The sequence below is a fragment of the Clostridium sp. genome, from assembly GCF_034179595.1.
Lineage (GTDB): Bacteria > Bacillota > Clostridia > Clostridiales > Clostridiaceae > Clostridium.
The window spans coordinates 26219-44484 of record NZ_JAXFPT010000016.1 but is presented as its reverse complement, the minus strand read 5'-3'; the positions used below and the strand labels follow the sequence as shown (position 1 = coordinate 44484).

At 28.4% G+C, this 18266-nt stretch carries 17 protein-coding genes; 13 read left to right on the top strand and 4 right to left on the bottom strand.

The genetic code is table 11. The features are described 5' to 3' along the window. The first annotated feature begins 137 nt into the window (after positions 1 to 137). The gene (locus SPJ33_RS01730) at positions 138 to 386 is read left to right on the top strand and encodes a hypothetical protein (RefSeq protein ID WP_321116242.1); all 249 of its coding nucleotides are present in this window, start codon (positions 138 to 140) and stop codon (positions 384 to 386) included. A 71-nt stretch (positions 387 to 457) separates the two neighbouring features. On the opposite strand, the gene SPJ33_RS01725 is transcribed toward SPJ33_RS01730, so the two are convergent. Then, positions 458 to 2359, bottom strand: a complete 1902-nt coding sequence (locus SPJ33_RS01725) for a glutamine synthetase (RefSeq protein WP_321116241.1) — start codon at positions 2357 to 2359, stop codon at positions 458 to 460. A gap of 277 nt (positions 2360 to 2636) precedes the next feature. Here SPJ33_RS01725 and murI point away from each other — a divergent pair, with 277 nt between their 5' ends. From murI to SPJ33_RS01685, 8 genes are all read left to right on the top strand, one after another. After that, the gene (gene murI, locus SPJ33_RS01720; protein WP_321116240.1) at positions 2637 to 3410 is read left to right on the top strand and encodes a glutamate racemase; all 774 of its coding nucleotides are present in this window, start codon (positions 2637 to 2639) and stop codon (positions 3408 to 3410) included. Between the two features lie 221 nt (positions 3411 to 3631). Then, positions 3632 to 3904, top strand: coding sequence for an STAS-like domain-containing protein (locus tag SPJ33_RS01715; protein WP_321116239.1), 273 nt, complete (start codon positions 3632 to 3634; stop codon positions 3902 to 3904). A 201-nt stretch (positions 3905 to 4105) separates the two neighbouring features. Further along, positions 4106 to 4759 carry a DedA family protein gene (locus SPJ33_RS01710; protein WP_321116238.1) on the top strand — a complete coding sequence of 218 codons (654 nt, stop codon included), beginning with the start codon at positions 4106 to 4108 and terminating at the stop codon, positions 4757 to 4759. Between the two features lie 181 nt (positions 4760 to 4940). Then, positions 4941 to 5465: a peptidylprolyl isomerase gene (locus SPJ33_RS01705; protein WP_321116237.1), complete on the top strand. Its 525-nt coding sequence runs from the start codon at positions 4941 to 4943 to the stop codon at positions 5463 to 5465. Positions 5466 to 5477: 12 nt separating this feature from the next. Beyond that, entirely contained in the window at positions 5478 to 5843 is a 366-nt protein-coding gene (locus SPJ33_RS01700; protein ID WP_321116236.1) for a DUF3783 domain-containing protein, read from the top strand. A 5-nt stretch (positions 5844 to 5848) separates the two neighbouring features. Beyond that, positions 5849 to 6526, top strand: coding sequence for a helix-turn-helix transcriptional regulator (locus SPJ33_RS01695; RefSeq protein WP_321116235.1), 678 nt, complete (start codon positions 5849 to 5851; stop codon positions 6524 to 6526). 123 nt (positions 6527 to 6649) lie between these two features. Next, positions 6650 to 10159 carry a S8 family peptidase gene (locus tag SPJ33_RS01690; protein ID WP_321116234.1) on the top strand — a complete coding sequence of 1170 codons (3510 nt, stop codon included), beginning with the start codon at positions 6650 to 6652 and terminating at the stop codon, positions 10157 to 10159. 41 nt (positions 10160 to 10200) lie between these two features. Further along, entirely contained in the window at positions 10201 to 11433 is a 1233-nt protein-coding gene (locus tag SPJ33_RS01685; RefSeq protein ID WP_321116233.1) for a peptidoglycan-binding domain-containing protein, read from the top strand. Positions 11434 to 11472: 39 nt separating this feature from the next. Here SPJ33_RS01685 and SPJ33_RS01680 read toward each other — a convergent pair whose 3' ends face one another. Continuing rightward, positions 11473 to 12540 carry a transporter gene (locus SPJ33_RS01680; RefSeq protein ID WP_321116232.1) on the bottom strand — a complete coding sequence of 356 codons (1068 nt, stop codon included), beginning with the start codon at positions 12538 to 12540 and terminating at the stop codon, positions 11473 to 11475. 138 nt (positions 12541 to 12678) lie between these two features. Here SPJ33_RS01680 and SPJ33_RS01675 point away from each other — a divergent pair, with 138 nt between their 5' ends. From SPJ33_RS01675 to SPJ33_RS01660, 4 genes are all read left to right on the top strand, one after another. Next, positions 12679 to 13788 carry a hypothetical protein gene (locus tag SPJ33_RS01675; protein WP_321116231.1) on the top strand — a complete coding sequence of 370 codons (1110 nt, stop codon included), beginning with the start codon at positions 12679 to 12681 and terminating at the stop codon, positions 13786 to 13788. Between the two features lie 52 nt (positions 13789 to 13840). After that, a complete protein-coding gene (locus SPJ33_RS01670; protein WP_414627193.1) occupies positions 13841 to 14779 on the top strand; it encodes a TIGR01212 family radical SAM protein in 939 nt (312 codons plus the stop codon). Between the two features lie 78 nt (positions 14780 to 14857). After that, on the top strand, positions 14858 to 15571 hold the full coding sequence (locus tag SPJ33_RS01665) for a 2-phosphosulfolactate phosphatase family protein (RefSeq protein WP_321116230.1): 714 nt from the start codon (positions 14858 to 14860) through the stop codon (positions 15569 to 15571). Positions 15572 to 15619: 48 nt separating this feature from the next. Then, on the top strand, positions 15620 to 16186 hold the full coding sequence (locus tag SPJ33_RS01660; protein WP_321116229.1) for a DUF1643 domain-containing protein: 567 nt from the start codon (positions 15620 to 15622) through the stop codon (positions 16184 to 16186). A 42-nt stretch (positions 16187 to 16228) separates the two neighbouring features. On the opposite strand, the gene rbr is transcribed toward SPJ33_RS01660, so the two are convergent. Further along, on the bottom strand, positions 16229 to 16819 hold the full coding sequence (gene rbr / locus SPJ33_RS01655; RefSeq protein ID WP_321116228.1) for a rubrerythrin: 591 nt from the start codon (positions 16817 to 16819) through the stop codon (positions 16229 to 16231). A gap of 219 nt (positions 16820 to 17038) precedes the next feature. Further along, the gene (locus SPJ33_RS01650) at positions 17039 to 18217 is read right to left on the bottom strand and encodes a class I SAM-dependent rRNA methyltransferase (RefSeq protein WP_321116227.1); all 1179 of its coding nucleotides are present in this window, start codon (positions 18215 to 18217) and stop codon (positions 17039 to 17041) included. Between the last annotated feature and the right edge of the window lie 49 nt (positions 18218 to 18266).

The window sequence follows — 18266 nt, the reverse complement described above, 5'->3', positions numbered from 1 at the left end:
AAAGAGAGTTTATTATTTAATAAGCTCTCTTTTTATTTATTAAAAATCTTAATAATTGGTAATAATAAAAATATTACAACATATATTGTTAACATAAGAAAAAATATGATATATGAGAATTAAAAGGAGTGTTATTTATGAGTTCAGATTCAAGTGTTTTTGTAAAATTAAATTATAAAAATATTGGAGAAATTAATAGCTTAATTATAGATAGACAAGGAAGTTTTGGAGATTCAAAAAAGTATTTAATGTGTGCAGGAAAGTATGATAAAGACGGTTGGACTATAGTTTTTAAGGCAAGAAATTTTAAGGAAGCTGAAGAAATAGTAAATAATAATCCTTTTAAAAATAGAAAGGGATATTCAGCAAATGTATATCAAAATTAATATAAGAACATAAAAAAGAACTTTTTGTGATAATACAAAAAGTTCTTTTATTTCTTTATTTAAAATCTATTTTATAAGTCTAATAAATTTTTCTTGTATATTGAATAAAGATTTCTTAATTTATCCATAGAATCTTCAATTTCTAAGTATAATTTTGAAGCTAATTCAAAATCATTATTATTAAATGCTTCTTTAGTTCTAGTAAATAATGATTTAGTTGTGAATGTATCTTTAAGTAAGTTATGTCTTAATGCATTTATTTCAGTCCATCTTGAAATATCTAAATCAAGAGCTTTTTCAGGTGCATGAAGAACCTTAAATCCTCTTATTTCTTTCATATAGTTATTTAATACTCTATGTTGTATTTCAGTAGACCATCTGCTTAATGTAGCTATTTTAAAGCTTTCTATTATTTTATCTGTAAATATTGGGTTTTTCTTTAGCATATTAACTTTTTCAGGATTAGCTTCAAGTTGAGCTAAATTTTCAAATACTGTTGCAGGCGCTTTACCGAAGTATTCATTTCTTTCTTCTTCAGTAAAGTCTTCAAATACATCATCTTCAGTTCTGTAGGCTCTTCCCTTTTCTAAATAATCTGCATCTTCATGAGGTGCTTTTGATAATTCTTTTAATAATTCATCTTTTGATTTCTTAGAATTTGCAGCATATAATATACCATCAAGCATAGCTGTATATGAAACTGCTATAGCAAGATAAGTATTTGTATGTGGATTTGGTGATCTAAGTTCAAATCTTGTAGCCATAGGTTTAGCAAGATCTCTTATTAATCCTATAAGTATTGTTCTATTTCTTGAAGGATTATCAGGTGCTAATCCTAGAGATGTAACAGTACAAATAGGTGCTTCAAATCCAGGTTTTAATCTTTTAAGTGAGTTATTAGTTGAAGAAACAAATGGATTTATTACTTCATAATTCTTAAGAACTCCCATTACAGCTCCGTATCCTATTTCACTTAAGAAGTGTTCTTTTCCAACATGGAAAAGGTTAACTCTCTTTCCGTTCTTTAATTTTGCATTAATTCCTAAATGAGTATGCATACCAGATCCAGCAACTCCATCTATTGGCTTAGCCATAAATGTTACATCAAGACCGTTTCTTCTAAATGTTTCTTGTATTAATATTCTGATAAATAATTCGTTATCTGCAGCTTGAAGTGCTGAAGAGAATTTCCAGTCTACTTCTAACTGTTCCATTATATGATTGAATTTTCCTGAGCTTTCTAGCTTAGCTCTTACTCCACCAACTTCTTTATGACCCATTTCAGGTTCAAATCCATACTTATCCATTAAATCTAATGTTTGTTCTAAAGCTGTTCTTACATTACCTTTTGTTCTAGTCCAATATTGTTCTTGTAGTACTTGAGATGTTGATAATTCTTCTATTTGTGCAATGTCGTTTGGTGTTTTAACCCAGAATTCTAATTCAGTAGCAGATGTAAGAACTATGTCTTCTATATCATCTTTTTTTATGTTAAAAGTTTCTAATAATTGAGGATTTGTATCGAATGATTCTAAAAGAGATTTTTTGAAAGTTTCAACAGCTGATTTTAGTATATATCTTGAATCAACTGGTATATTATCGTGGTATAAGAAACATGGGATTTTAAGAGTACCGATAGGTAATTTAGTTAGTGGATCTATATTGTCATAATTGTAGTCAATAAACCAATTGCAATCTAAATCTGCAATCATATCAACTTTGGCATTATTAAGAGTAGCTATTCCAGGTAGTACAACTGATGAACCGTCAGTTTGAATGGCAACACCATTTAAAAAAGAGTCTATATCATCTAAGAATAGGCTCATAGGAATTTTTTCGTCAGTATCATTTCCAGATAAATCTATCCCAACTAAGGAAACGAATTTAATTTGAGGATTTCTTGACATAATATCAATAATGTCATTTTTCGTATGCTTGCTACTTGGTATTGTATAAATTAAATTTTCAATCATAATAAAATAATTCTAGACAGAAGAACAATATATCTAGAATAGTTCACATCCTTTCTACATTTATGCTCGAATAAATTTATCAATATTCATTAAAATATACGTACAATTCAAAGCTTAGAAAAATTTTACTACAATATATTTTGCCAGTCAATAAAGTTAATAAAAAATTATTATTCAATATTTGGAATGAATAAATTAAGTAAATATAGATTTATTTTTACTAAAGTTATAGAATATGTAATATAAATCTATATAAATAGAATGGAGTGATTAAGGTTTGGATAAGAAGCAATTACCAATAGGTTTTTTTGATTCAGGAGTTGGCGGATTAAGCGTAATGAGAGAAGCATTAAAGCTTATGCCCAATGAGAATTATGTATATTTTGGAGATTCAAAAAATGCACCTTATGGTGTTAGAGAACTTGATGATGTAAAGAGACTAACGTTTAATGCAGTTGAATTTTTGTTAAGTAAAGGGGCTAAGGCTATAGTAATAGCTTGTAATACAGCAACAAGTGCAGCTATATCTGATTTAAGAGAAAAATATAAAGATATTCCTATAATAGGAATAGAGCCAGCTATTAAGCCAGCGGTTGAATTACATAGAGATGGAGATATTATGATAATGGCAACTCCATTTACATTAAAAAATAATAAATTTAAAAATCTTATGGACAATTATAAAAAGCAAGCTAATATAAAGCCAATGCCTTGTGATGGGTTAGTAGAGTTTATTGAAAAAGGAGAATTGGATAGTAAAGAACTTAAAGAGTACCTTAAAGATAGATTTAAAGAATATAGAAATAAAGATATCGCGGCTATAGTTTTAGGATGCACTCATTATCCTTTTATAGAAAAAGCAATATTAGAAGTATTAGATAAAGATATTCCTATAATTCATGGCGGTGAAGGTACAGCAAGGGAATTAAAAAGGAAACTTGAAGAATTAGATATTATAAATGATAGCAATAAAAAAGGAACAGTAGAATTTTATAATTCTCGTGAAGGTGATGAGTTAATAAACCTTAGTAAAAAACTAATTAATATGTAGATAAGTTATTTATAATAAACCATATGTATATTTGTATACATATGGTTTATTATATTTGAATTATTTTAGTAACAATATTAAGAAGTTTGAATATATTAATTATATAAAGGAAAATAAAAAAATGTTTGTTAAATGCTTGACAATTTTGTGGGCGGTTGATATATTATAGATGTAGACAGAATTGTCAGAAAATTTTAAAAATGACTTATGAGGTGATATTGATGATGATAAATGTTAAAGAATTCTTAGGAGAAAATTTTGCAATTGAAGATGCTATAATATTAAGAGAACACATAAAAAATAACTTAAATAATGAAATAACTTTAGACTTTGAAGGATTAGACAGAGTACCAAGTACATTTTTTATTTGCTTATTTAATGAATTAATAAATCAAAACGGAAGAGAAGCAATTTTTAATGCAATTAATGTTAAAAACTTAACAAATTATAATGATTTTTCAAGAGTTGTAATGGGAACTACCTTTTTAAATTAATAAATGGAGTAATAAAATGAATAAAATAATTAAGATTTATAAAGTGCCACTATCTTTTTAAGAGTAAGATAGTGGTTTTTTTATTTAACAAAAATTTTTCAAAATATATTAAATATTATAATTATTTAATTAATAGTTAACATAATAGCTTTATAATAAATATGGTAAGATAAAAATTAAATAAACTTTGGGAGTGATAAGATGAACTTAATAAGTGGATTAATAGACTTAGTGTTACACTTAGATAAACACTTAGGTATATTAATTAGTAATTATGGAGCATGGGTTTATGTTATATTATTTTTAATAATTTTACTTGAAACTGGCTTAGTTGTAACACCATTTTTACCTGGAGATTCAATGATATTTGCAGCATCAGCATTTGCAGCATTAGGATCACTTAATATTGTAATATTGATAGTTTCATTAATTTTTGCAGCAATAATTGGAGATACTATAAATTATAATATTGGAAGATATCTTGGGCATAAACTTTTAAGTCGTGGTGATTCAAAATTTATAAAAAAGGAATACATAGATAGAACAAATGCATATTATGATAAATATGGTGGAAAAACTATTATAATAGCTAGATTTATTCCGATAGTTCGTACATTTGCACCTTTTGTAGCTGGAATAGGTTCAATGCATTATAAACAATTCATAACATATAATTCTATAGGGGGAATCCTTTGGGTACTTGTAGTTTCTCTATTAGGTTTCTTCTTTGGTAACATACCATTTATCGCAAATAATTTTTCTATTGCTATAATAGTAATAATTTTAATATCAATCTTACCAGCTATAATTGGAATTTTTAAAGAAAAGTCAAAATCTAAAAAAGAATTAGCATAAAAGGCATAAAATAATAGCTTTATAAATTATATAATTTATAAAGCTATTATTTGTTTAATATGGTTAAATAAGATATAATTTCATTATACAAAATAAAGTATTATCTTAGAAATTATATGAATTTATATGGTTTCTTTTGATAATAATAGTTAATAAGTTTGAATTTGAAAGGAGAATTTATATGAAAAATCCAGTAGTAACAATAGAAATGGAAAATGGAGGAGTTATTAAAGCTGAATTATATCCAGAAATAGCTCCAAATACAGTTGATAACTTTATACATTTAATAAACATGGGATTCTATGATGATTTAATATTCCATAGAGTAATTCCAGGTTTCATGATTCAAGGAGGATGTCCAGAAGGAACAGGAATGGGTGGTCCTGGATATTCAATAAAAGGAGAATTCTCAAGAAATGGATTTAAAAATGATTTAAACCATACTAGAGGAGTTCTATCAATGGCTAGAGCTATGCATCCAGATTCAGCTGGAAGCCAATTCTTTATAATGGTTGCAGATGCACCACACTTAGATGGACAATATGCATCATTCGGTAAGGTTATCGAAGGAATGGAAGTTGCTGATGAAATAGTTAAACAACCAAGAGATCGTGGAGATAGACCATATGAAGATCAAAGAATCAAAAAAGTTACTGTAGACCTTGGAGATTATACTGCAAAAGAACCTAGTATAAGAGAAGAGTAAGAGGTGAGCTAGATGAGTAATAATAAATCATTATTAGTACATGGCTTATCAGAGAGTGAAATAAATTCATTAAAAGAATTAGGAAATATTATTGAAATAAAACCTGATATGGTAGAACTTAAGATTCATGAAATAGCTTCAGGTAAGGTTAATGAAGAAGTTATTGAAGTAGTTGAAGTTCCAAATGAAAAGGTAATATTATTTAATAACTTCAAAGATAATGAAGTTAGAAATTTAATAAAAAAAGTAAGAATGAATGTCCAAGGTGGAGTATTAGCAGTAGTAACTCCAATGTCACGTAATTGGTCATTTAAATACTTAATGAATCATCTTTTAGAAGAAAGAGAATGGTACAGAAAACAACAAAAAGGAGAATAATAGTTTTGAGTAGAATTGGAGATAAGATTAAAGAAGCTAGACTTAAAGCTAATATACCTCAAAAAGCATTAGCTAAGAAACTTGGTGTTTCTGAAAAATACATTAATGAAGTTGAAATGGGAAGAAAAGTTGCTCAAGAAAGCTTCATTAATAAAGCATCAAAAATCTTAAATGTAGATTTAAATGATGTAAATATGATTGCAGCTGATGAAGAATTAATGGAAGAAAAAAGAATAGAGAGAGAATTTAAACCAACTTCAAAGAAAGATAATAAATCAAATGAAGTTTGGGAAAATGCTTTTTCTTCAGTTTTAAAGAATGTCCCTATATATGATTATGAATTAAGAAGTGTTAAGGGACATAAAGAACTACCTATACATTCTAATAAGATTGAAGGTTATCCTCAAGATAAGGTAATATATTTAGAAGTTTCAGATGATGAAATGAGTGGATTTAGAATGCTAAAAGGAGATTTAGTATTTGGTCATTTAGTTACTGAACTTAATCAAAACGGCTTCTATTTAGTTAATTATAATGGAAAATCTAAAATAAGAGAGATTAGAAGATTAGATAATTCTAAAGCATTACTTATGAGTAACAGAGGAAGTGTTATGACTGAAACTGTTGAAATTAGAAACATGAAGGTAATAGCAAAATTAGATAGAGTAGAAATTAATTTATAAAAGAAGGCACATTTTAAAATGTGCCTTCTTTTATTTTGTAAGGGGGTTATATGGCTTTTATCAAAAGTTAGATATCTTCATACAATAAGTATATGATAGAAATAATCTTGGGGTGAATTAAAGGTGAAAAATAAGTTAGATACTTATTTAAGATTTTATAGGGCACTTAGAAGAGATACTTTAAATAAAGTTAATTTATTTAAAGCAAATATGGTTGATGGAGAAGGTACGATAGAAGTAATAGTATTAACAGGAAGTAATGTAAATAATATATCTCAACTTGTAGAAGGTATTGGAGGAAAGTATGAGAGCTTAGGATATAATTATGGAATAGTAACAATACCAATAGATAACTTAACCAAATTAGAAGCGTTAGATGAAATACAATATATAGAACTTCCTAAAGAATTATATTTTTCAGATGCAAGTAGTAATAGGGCTTCATGTGTTCAAACTGCACAATCTAGCTATAGTGTAGATGGAAGTGGAGTACTTGTAGGATTTATAGATACTGGAATAGATTATATGCATCCAGCTTTTAGAAATGCTGATGGGACTACAAGAATAGAATATATTTATGATCTTAGTTTAAATGGAAGTGTATATAATAAAGAAACTATAAATCAGGCTATATCAAATGAAGATCCAAGTAGTATAGTTCCATCCGCTGATTTATCAGAACATGGAACTCATGTTGCAGGTATAGCATGTGCAGGAGGAAGAATACCTAAAGCATATTATGGTGTAGCACCTAAAGCCTCTATAATGATGGTAAAAACAAATAGAGGAAGGTTTGCACTTAGTACTCAAATATTAAGAGGCCTTAAATTTTTAGTTGATAAAAGTAAAGAATTAAATATGCCATTAGTAGTTAATATAAGTCTAAGTACTAATGATGGTGCACATAATGGTCAGTCATTATTAGAAAAATATATAAGTACAGTTTGTGATTTAGAGAGAATAACTGTTGTTGTAGCTGCTGGAAATGAAGGAGATACATCACATCATGTTGGTGGAGAACTTAGACAATCACAAATAATTTCAATAAACATTGCTGAAGATGAATCATTTGTTCAATTGAATTTATATCATAGCATTTTATCTAATATAAGGATTCAAATAACAAATCCAACTGGTAGAGTAAGTGGTGAAATAGAGATAAAAGAAGGGCTAAATGAAATTAATCTAGATGGAGATAGAATTATATTTTATATGTCTGGACCTAAACCATTTGATTTGCTTGGAGAAGTGATTGTAGCATTCATTTCTGCTGGTGATTATTTGATTTCTGGGGAATGGAAAATAAAATTAAGTGCAACTAATGATTATAATGGAGATTATGATATATGGTTACCTATAAGCGAAACTCTTAATAGAAATACAAAGTTCTTAAAACCTTCATTAAATAATACTTTAGGAATACCTGCGACTGTAAAAAATGTTATATCAGTTGGAAGCTATAATTATGTAACAAATACCATATCAAGTTTTAGTGGAAGAGGCGTATATGGTGATATGGGATATATAAAACCAGACCTTGTAGCGCCTGGAGAACAAATAATTTCTTCAACTCCTTATAATAACTTTGATGCTAAAAGTGGAACTTCTATGGCAGCACCTCATGTTTCAGGAATAGCTGCATTATTTATGCAATTGGGAATAGTAAAAGGAAATGATAGATTCCTTTATGGTGAACGCTTAAAAAATTATTTAGTAAGAGGAGCAAGAAGAACTAGGCAAGAAGTTTCATATCCTAATCAATTATGGGGTTACGGAACAGTTTGTGCTTATGAAGGGTTTGAGATATTAAGAAATACTTTAGATTTACCTAGATTAAAATCAGAGTATAGAGGATTTAATAGACAGCAGATTGCTAGAAAAATGATTGAATATATAGGAGATATTGAAAATGCAGTAAATGCATATCCAAATACAAAAGTAGTGGTTTTAGATGATAATTTTGCTATTATAGAGGCTCCAGAAGAGCAAATAGATAATATAATTTCGGTAGTTCCTGAAATTATATTTGCTGAAGCATCACCTGTTTATACACTTAATGAAGTATCGCCAGTTTATGCATCTAATGCACCAGTTTTTCATCAAAATCCTTATTTAGAGTTAAATGGTAGAGGTGTGCTTGTTGGGATAGTAGATACCGGAATTGATTATATGAATACTGAATTTATGAGAGAAGACGATACAACAAGAATAGTATCTATATGGGATCAAAGTCTTCCAGCTGAAGGAAAGACAAGCTTTGCAGAATATGGAGTTGTGTATTCAGAAGAGGATATCAATAATGCAATAAATACTTCATTAAGTGGGGGAGATCCATATTCAATTGTTAAGACTAGAGATGAAATAGGGCATGGAACCATGGTGGCTGGTATAGTTGGTGCTAGAGGTAAAAATCCAGACCTTATAGGAGCAGCACCAGATTGTGAATTTGCTATTGTTAAATTAAAGGAAGCATCTAAGTCATATTTAAAAAACTTTGGAGTAGTAACATCAGGAACTGGTAGATATGAAAATATAGATATAATACTTGGTATAAAGCATATAGTAGATGAAGCAAATAAAAGAAAGATGCCAGTTGTAATATATATACCACTTGGAACTAATGTTGGACCACATGATGGAAGTTCAATTTTAGAGAGATTTATTGATGATGTATCTAAAAGAAGAGGGATTATTGTAGTTACAACAACAGGAAATCAAGGGGATACAGATACACACACTTTTGGAACTATAGAATCAGCAAGCAATACAGATACAATAGAATTAAAGGTAGGACCTAATCAGACAGATTTATATTTTGAAATATGGATAAATAGACCTAATAAGGTCGCTTTATCTATAGTATCACCATCTGGAGAAATTATAGATAAAATACCAGCAAGATTACAAGAAGTTGAACAAATAAGGTTTGTTTTTGAAGGAACTAGAATGTTTATACAATATGCAATTCCAGAAGAAATAACTGGTGATGAATTAATAAAAATAAGAGCAGAAAATTTAAAAGAAGGAATATGGCAATTTAGATTGATAGGTGATTATATAGTTAATAATGCACAGTATCACTCATGGATTCCTCAAAGAGAATTGCTTCAAGGAGATACTAGATTTTTAAATTCTAGTCAATATACAACTTTAAGTATTCCTTCAACATCAAGAAATGTATTGTCAGTTGCATATTATAATCAAAATAATAAAGCTACAGTTGGAAAGTCAGGAAGAGGTTATACAAGAGATAATAGAGTAAAGCCTAGTATAGCTGCAGGAGGAATAAATGCATTGGTATTATCACCAGGTGGAACAACTAAAAGGGCATCTGGTGCATCTGTTGCAGGTGCAGTTGTTGCAGGATGTTGTGCGCAATTATTCCAATGGGGAATAATTGATGGAAATGATGTAACCATGAATTCTGTAAAATTAAAAACTTATATAACAAGAGGATCTGGAAAAAGAGAAGGAGATTTATACCCAAATCGTGAATGGGGATATGGAATTATTGATATGCAAGGAGTATTCAATAATATTAGGGCTAGAGTATATAGAGAAGAGAGCTTTGATGAGTTTTATATTGGAGATATGCTTATTAGAAAATCAAATGATTTCACCAATAAAGAGTGATAAGCATAAGCTATTTATAAAGAAATATCAAGGAGTATTTTATGGCTGAAAAAGGAAAGTTAAAAATTCAGTGTTTTAGTGGAGATAACTATATACCAGTTCAAGGATGTAAGGTATCTGTTACATCAAATTATGGTGAATCAATTGAAGTTGAATTAACTACTGATTCATCTGGACTTACTGATATTATAGAACTAGATGCACCAGCATTTGAAAATTCACAACAACCTGATGGAGGTTTGCCATACGGTTTATGTAATATAACAGTTGAGAAAAGCGGATTTCAACCATTTGTAGTAAATGGATGTCAAATATTCCCTAGAGAAACAGCTTATCAAAAATGTAATTTATCTAGTCGAAATTCAAGAGATTATAGAGCACAAATTATAAATATACCATCAAATAGACTTAATGGTAATTATCCAAGAAAGATTCCAGAAGATGTAGATAAGCCACTTCCAGCACCAACTAGTGGAGTAGTATTAGCAAAACCAGTTGTACCAGAATATATTACTGTACATGAAGGAGGGCCTAATACAGCAGGTGCAAATTATAGAGTTCTTTACAAGGATTATATTAAAAACGTTGCATCAAGTGAAATATATTCAACATGGTCAGAAAGTACGATAAGAGCAAATGTATTTTGTATTGTATCATTTACTTTAAATAGAATTTATACAGAATGGTATAGATCAAAGGGAAAAAGCTTTGATATTACAAACTCAACAGCATATGATCATGCATTTTTCTATGGACGAAATATATATGAAAATATAAGTGACATAGTAGATGAAATCTTCTCAACATATGTAAGAAGATTTGGAAGAAAACAACCACTTTTAACTCAGTATTGTGATGGTAAAAGTGTTGTCTGTCCAGAATGGCTTAGCCAATGGGGAAGCAAATATCTTGGAGATCAAGGTAGAGTTCCATATGAAATATTGACTTATTATTATGGAAGTGATATTGAACTTGCTACGGCAGAATCTGTTAAGGGTAGTCCAAGATCATATCCTGGATACGATTTAACAAGAGGTTCTAGAGGTCAAGCTGTTAGAACTGTACAAGAATATTTAAATAGGATATCTAAGAACTATCCATTAATACCTAAAATTGCACAAGATGGTATATATGGAAGTCGTACAGCAGAACAAGTTAGAGTATTCCAAAGTATATTCTCATTGCCACAAACAGGAGTGGTAGATTATAAAACTTGGTATAAAATTTCTGAAATATATGTTGGAGTTACAAAAATAGCAGAGCTTAATCAATAAAATAAAGACCATTTCTATAAAAGAAATGGTCTTTTTATACTAAGAATTTAATACTTTTCTATTCTTAAAATAGAATATAATGCATTGAGATATAAAAATTAAACTAAGCATTCCAAACAGTGGATATAAGGTTGAGATAAGATTAGCGAACCCTATTTGTGATATTGGAAATGCTACTAATAAAACTAAAAATATTGCTTTTTTAAATTTAATTTTAAAAGTTCTTTCTAATGTTTTACTTATAGAATATACATCAGAAACTTCTGTTGAGAACATTTCTAAAAGTATTACCATGAGAAGAAGTGCTTGCAGTAATGTGCTAAATCTTTTTGCAACAAGTAAAAGAGGTATTTCAAGTTCATAAATGTAAGGTTGATTTATTATAAGTAATAAATTTATCATTAAGCAAAGTATAGTAAGTCCAATTGCTCCAAGAGAAATTCCAAGTGTCATTACCTTTTTCTTTTTAACACTTGTGCTTAATGGCACTAAAACTCCAGAACAACAAAGAATGTTATATCCACCATAAAGAACAGTAGATAAAAAAAGTCCATTTTCTTTTTTAGGAGTAAAGCTTAATATATTTTCAATAGTTAAATGATCTCTATAAAAGATAAAATAAAGTATAGTTATAAGTGATATTGTAAGTATCAAAGTAGGAACTATAAAAGAATTTACTTCTATTAATCCATTTGTGTCTCTAAGTAAGAAAAATATAGCAACTAAAATCATTATTAAAGTTCCAACTACTTTAGGAACTCCAAAAAATTGACTTATAAGCGCACCACTACCAGCAAGGATTATCGAAGCACTTGATATTAAATAAATAGTTGTTATTCCACCTGTGATTTTACCAAAGAAATTTGGACTAATCTTATTAATTACATCTCCATAAGATTCTAATTGATATTTTATACTTATTTTTGAAATTATATTGCACATTACAATATAAAATAATCCGCAAATAATTATAGATATAAAACTTGTTATACCAAATGACGTGAAAAATTGTCTTATTTCTGCTCCAGAAGCAAGTCCAGCGCCAACTATTGTTCCTATGAAAACAGCTGCAACTTGAAATACTTTAAGACATTCTTTTTTTGACATAGATACCTCCATATAAATATTTTCTTAATATCAAATATACAAACTATACTTAAGATTTATTCTATTTATACGTGAATAAGGTAATTTTTCTAAGGAAAACTAATAAGAGATTAATACACTAAGGAGGAGTGAAGGTTTTTGAAAAAGAAGAGATTATTTATCTTATTTATGATATTTATTTTATGTATGGTTGGGTGTAAAGCAAAAGGTGATAATAATAATGTACAAGAAAGATTTAATGTACAAATTGCAAAAGAAACTGCAATTGAATATATGGAAAGACTTAAAGCAAATGATATAGATGGTGCTAATGCTATATCTACTCCAGAAATTAAAGCTAGTAATAAAATTAAAAAATTAACTAGTATGCCTATTATGGCCTTTCAAACTGCAAATATAAATGAAACTGGAAATAGCGCATATATTTCATTTTATTGTACTAGGACTAATGGAAATTTATCAGATGCAAACTTAGACTTAGTTAATATAAAAATAGTTAAGGGTAATGAGGAATATATAATATCTGATGTAAAAAGTGAAAATATTTCAGAAATATATCATGAAAAAGATGAACTTAGATTAATAACAAAAGGAGAAGGTAGCAGTCAATTAATACTTAGATTAAAAGACTTACCATTACAAGTTTATCCTAAAGGTCAAAATCCAGTTATAAATAAAGTTAAGGTTCCAAAGGATAAATATTCAGTTATAGGAATAAGTTACACAGGTAGTAATATAGCTGTAAGCACTACTGATGGTAAAAATAGCTTCATTGGAGTTGCTATAATTGAAGAGGCTAATGTTGAAAGTAGTGCAAGAGTATTAGATTCAAAGTTAGCACAAGATCAAGGTGGAGGTGGAAGTGCAGGAACTCCATTAGATGAGGATACTTTGAAAAAAGCATTAGAAAAGCCTGTAGCTCAACAAATATCTGGATATGATGTTTTAGAAGATAGCAAGATAAAAACTCTTATGTTTAATGAAGAAGAAGGAGTTTTAATAGTTCAATACACAAAGGGAAATGGAAACTCATTAGGAATGAAGATATATAGCAATCCAGATGGAGATTTATTCCCAATAGAATTTGAAAAGCTATTCCCAATGGATAAATATAGTATAGAGTATGTAAAATCAACTAAAAATGATTTAGTAATCAATGTTACAGCAATGGATAAGAAAAATATATCACAAGAAGTATTAGGAAGCTATAAAATTGATTTAATACAAAAGACTATAGAAAAAATGTAATAGGAAATAAATTTTCACTTATGATATTATATTATAAAAGGCAGACGTAATAATGGAGGAAGTCATAGTGAAAGAATGGAATGGAAAAAGATATCATAGTTTAAACTATTTTCTTAGAAATAAATTTAATGAAAAAGTATTTAAGATATCATTAGATGGAGGATTTTCTTGTCCAAACAGAGATGGAACAATAAGCAGTGGAGGTTGTCTTTTCTGTAGTGAAAGTGGATCAGGAGATTATGCAGGAAGCAGAACTTTATCAATAGGAAAACAATTTTGTGATGTAAAAGAAATGATGAATAAGAAATGGAAAGAAGGTAAGTATATTGCCTATTTTCAGGCATTTACGAATACATATGCACCAATTGAAGATTTAAGAAGAAAGTATAATGAAGCTATAAAACAAGAAGGAGTTGTTGCTCTTGCTATTGCAACTAGACCTGATTGTTTAGGTGATGATGTTTTAGATTTATTAGAAGAAATAAATAAAGAAGTTTATGTTTGGGTAGAACTTGGACTTCAAACTGTATCAGATGAAACAGCAAGAAAAATAAACAGAGGATACAAACTAGAAGTTTATGAAGATGCTATGAGAAGATTAAAAGAAAGAAATATAGATTTTGTAACTCATTGTATATTTGGATTGCCAGGTGAAACTAAAAAAGATATGTTAAAGACTGTAGAATATGTAGCACATACAGGATCAAAGGGAATAAAGTTCCACCTTCTTCATCTTATGAAAAATACACCTATGGTTAAATTATATGAAAGAGGAGAACTTGAATTTATGTCTCAAGATGATTATATAGATTTAATATGTAAGTCTATATCAATTATTCCAGAAGATATGATAGTTCATAGATTAACTGGAGATTCTCCAAGAGATCTTTTAATTGGACCTATGTGGAGTCTTAAAAAGTGGGAAATTTTAAATGCTATAGATAAAGCTTTAGTTGATAATGGTATATATCAAGGGAAAGATTTTAAATAGACTAATGAAAAAATTATTTTATAACATAGAAAACCCGTTTGGGTTTTTTATGTTATATATTGAAAGTAGGGAGTTTTTATGAATATAGATATTATTATTTCAGCAGATCATGTAGAAAAAAATTATTTGAAAGATAAGGTGGTAGTTGTTATTGATATGCTTAGAGCAACAAGTGTTATAACTACTGCATTTATGAGAGGATGTAAAGAAGTAATACCTTATTTAACTATTGAAGAAGCAAGGGAAAAATCTAAAGAGTTAAAGAAGGGTTCATTTATTTTAGGTGGAGAAAGACAAGCTATTAAGATAGAAGGTTTTGATTTATCAAATTCACCTTTAGAATATACAGAAGATATAGTTAAAGATAAGACTGTGATAATGAGTACAACAAATGGAACTAGAACCTTAACAGAGTGTTCTTGTGCTAAAAGGGTTTTTGTTGGATCTATGCTTAATGGAAAGGCTGTAGCTGAAAAACTTGTAGAACTTGGTGAAGATGTTGTAATAGTGAATTCAGGAACTAATGGACAATTTTCTATGGATGATTTTATATGCTCAGGCTATATAATTAATGAAATGCTTAAAATAAGCAATAAATTATATCTTAGTGATATAGCTAAAACAGCTAACTATGTATATGAAAATAATACTGGCATAGAAAGTTTTATTAAAGATGCAAGGCACTATGGAGTTATGAAAAATTTAAATCTTATGAAGGATATTGAATATTGCATGCAAAAAAATATTACTAATATTGTTCCAGAATATAAAGATGGACATATTATAGAATAAATTAACCTTATAGAAATAAGGTGCAGTAAGAATTTTGAGAGGAAGGGCATGGGTAACTGTAAGTATCCTAAATATATTAAAAAAAACAATATAGAATTATTAGAAGATGCTTCTGAAAATAATTGTTATAAAGTAAGTATTGAAGTTTCAAATCAAGGAAAAACTATACTTATAATTTCAAATTATCCTAAGAGGATAGATAGTAGAGGTTGTAGTAAGATATTAAAAAAAATAACTAGATATATAAAAGAAAAATCTTATAAAAATTTCATAAATGGAATAAAAAAAATAATCTTAATTAATTTATTTTCAGAGTATGAAGTTGATATAAAAGATAAAAATCATGCAGAGAATTTGCAAATTAATAATTATATTATTAAAGAATGTATAAGAGAAAGCGATATGATAATAGCTGCATGGGGAGAACCTTGTATTGCTATGAAAAAGGTTTACAGAGAGAGAATTAAAGATATATTAGAATTAATAAGATATGGAGTTTTAAATTCTAAGTCTAAAAAAGAATTTGTAAGGGTAGGAGATTTAACTAAATTTGGATATCCGAAAAATTGTTTAGCTTGGAAATTTAAAGAAGAAATTATTCCTTTTTATAATTAAAAAAGCACTCTAATTTAGAGTGCTTTTTTAATTATATTTATTTTAATAGTTTTCTACAAATAATTCAAAGAATGCTTGTGGATGTAAGCAAGCTGGACACTTAGCTGGAGCTTCAGCACCTTCATATATAAATCCACAGTTTGAACATTTCCATAAAGTTTTATCTGAATCCTTCTTAAATACTGCTCCATTTACTAAATTAGCTGCTAATTTTCTATATCTAACTTCATGTGCTACTTCTACCTTGCAAATCATTCTAAATGCAGCAGCAATTTCAGGGAATCCTTCTTCTTCAGCTACTTTAGCAAATGTAGGATAAAGGTTTGTGTTTTCGTCACGTTCACCTTCAGCTGCATATATTAAGTTTGTTTTTGTATCAGTAGGTAATTCTACTGGATATGATGCGTTAACATCTAAAGTTTCTCCTTGGAAGTCATCCTTTAAGAATTCATAAAATCTTTTAGCATGTGCTCTTTCATTTTCAGCAGTTTCCATAAATATCTTTGATATTTGATTATATCCTTCTTTTAATGCTGCTTTAGCAAAGTAAGTATATCTCATTCTAGCTTGGCTTTCTCCAGCAAAAGATTTCATTAAATTTTCAGCTGTTTTTGTTCCTTTTAAACTCTTCATAATTAACTCCTCCTAAACCATATACCATAGGTTATTTTAATTAATAAATAAATATTACTAATTTTATTGAACGAGTTAATTATAGTACCAAGAATTTTTGTTATCAATTAACGTGATGTTAAAAATAATAGAAATATTATAACTGTATATTAATAAAGGTAATCAAATTATAATTTAGTGTTAATAATGTTATTATATTAAAAATATAGTTATAAATAATTAAATAACTTGGAATACAAAGAACTTTAAGTAATATGATTCATCAGAATTCCAAAGTATTGGGTGGTCTGATGATTGAGTTCTAAATTCAATTTGTCTTAATGTTCTGTGTGCATCATGAGCAGCTTCTGCAATTGTATTTCTTAATAAATCTTCTGCCATGTAATGAGAGCATGAGCATGTAACAAAGTAACCACCTGGTTTAACCATCTTTAAACCTCTAAGGTTTATTTCTTTGTAGCCTCTTTTTGCACCGCTTATTGTATTTCTTGATTTTGTAAATGCTGGAGGATCTAATATTACAACATCAAATTTCTTTCCTTCTTTTGACCAAGCTGGTAATACATCAAAGGCATTATGACATTCAAATTTTACTGTATCTTGAAGTCCATTAAGCTTAGCATTTCTAGTTGCACAATCAACTGCATGTTGAGATACATCTATACCAAGAACTGATTTTGCACCTGCAATTCCAGCATTTAATGCAAATGATCCAGTATGAGTAAAGCAATCTAAAACATCTTTACCTTTACAAATTCTATGGATTGCAGCTCTATTTTCTTTTTGATCTAAGAAGAAACCAGTCTTTTGACCATTTTCTAAATCAACAATATATTTAACCCCATTTTCGATGATTTGAACATTAGTATCAAAAGGTTCTGTTAAGAATCCTTTTCTTTGTTCTAATCCTTCTATTTCTCTAGTTTTAAGGTCGCTTCTTTCATAAACACCTTTAGCACCATATTCTTCAACTAATATTTTAGTTATTATATCTCTGTATTTATCCATACCTAAAGTAGATATTTGTATTACATAATAATCCTCAAACTTATCAACAGTAAGTCCAGGAAGGAAATCAGCTTCTCCAAATATAAATCTACAAGAAGATGTATCAATTACAGTTTTTCTATAATCCCATGCATCTTTAAATCTTTTCTTGAAAAAATCCTCATTTATTTCTTCATCTATATCTCTTGTCATTATTCTTATAGCAATTTTACTTTGATCATTTATGTACCCTTTACCTATAAAGAAATGTTTATGATTATAAACTTCAACTATATCACCATTTTGATATTCACCATCATATTCTTTGATTTCATCTGTGTATATCCATGGTCTACCTTGTTCAGCTTTTGCTTTTTTGCTTAATTTTTCTAAGTAGAATTTACTAGCCATTAATATTAGCTCCTTTCAAATTAATTCTTTTAAGATTATAGCATAATTT

Coding starts and splice junctions, on each gene's coding strand:
- SPJ33_RS01660 (WP_321116229.1), top strand. CDS start 15,620: ATGGGTAACTGTAAGTATCCTAAATATATTAAAAAAAACAATATAGAA.
- rbr (WP_321116228.1), bottom strand. CDS start 16,819: ATGAAGAGTTTAAAAGGAACAAAAACAGCTGAAAATTTAATGAAATCT.
- SPJ33_RS01680 (WP_321116232.1), bottom strand. CDS start 12,540: ATGTCAAAAAAAGAATGTCTTAAAGTATTTCAAGTTGCAGCTGTTTTC.
- SPJ33_RS01715 (WP_321116239.1), top strand. CDS start 3,632: ATGATGATAAATGTTAAAGAATTCTTAGGAGAAAATTTTGCAATTGAA.
- SPJ33_RS01710 (WP_321116238.1), top strand. CDS start 4,106: ATGAACTTAATAAGTGGATTAATAGACTTAGTGTTACACTTAGATAAA.
- SPJ33_RS01700 (WP_321116236.1), top strand. CDS start 5,478: ATGAGTAATAATAAATCATTATTAGTACATGGCTTATCAGAGAGTGAA.
- SPJ33_RS01730 (WP_321116242.1), top strand. CDS start 138: ATGAGTTCAGATTCAAGTGTTTTTGTAAAATTAAATTATAAAAATATT.
- SPJ33_RS01705 (WP_321116237.1), top strand. CDS start 4,941: ATGAAAAATCCAGTAGTAACAATAGAAATGGAAAATGGAGGAGTTATT.
- SPJ33_RS01725 (WP_321116241.1), bottom strand. CDS start 2,359: ATGATTGAAAATTTAATTTATACAATACCAAGTAGCAAGCATACGAAA.
- SPJ33_RS01650 (WP_321116227.1), bottom strand. CDS start 18,217: ATGGCTAGTAAATTCTACTTAGAAAAATTAAGCAAAAAAGCAAAAGCT.
- SPJ33_RS01685 (WP_321116233.1), top strand. CDS start 10,201: ATGGCTGAAAAAGGAAAGTTAAAAATTCAGTGTTTTAGTGGAGATAAC.
- SPJ33_RS01665 (WP_321116230.1), top strand. CDS start 14,858: ATGAATATAGATATTATTATTTCAGCAGATCATGTAGAAAAAAATTAT.
- SPJ33_RS01670 (WP_414627193.1), top strand. CDS start 13,841: ATGGAGGAAGTCATAGTGAAAGAATGGAATGGAAAAAGATATCATAGT.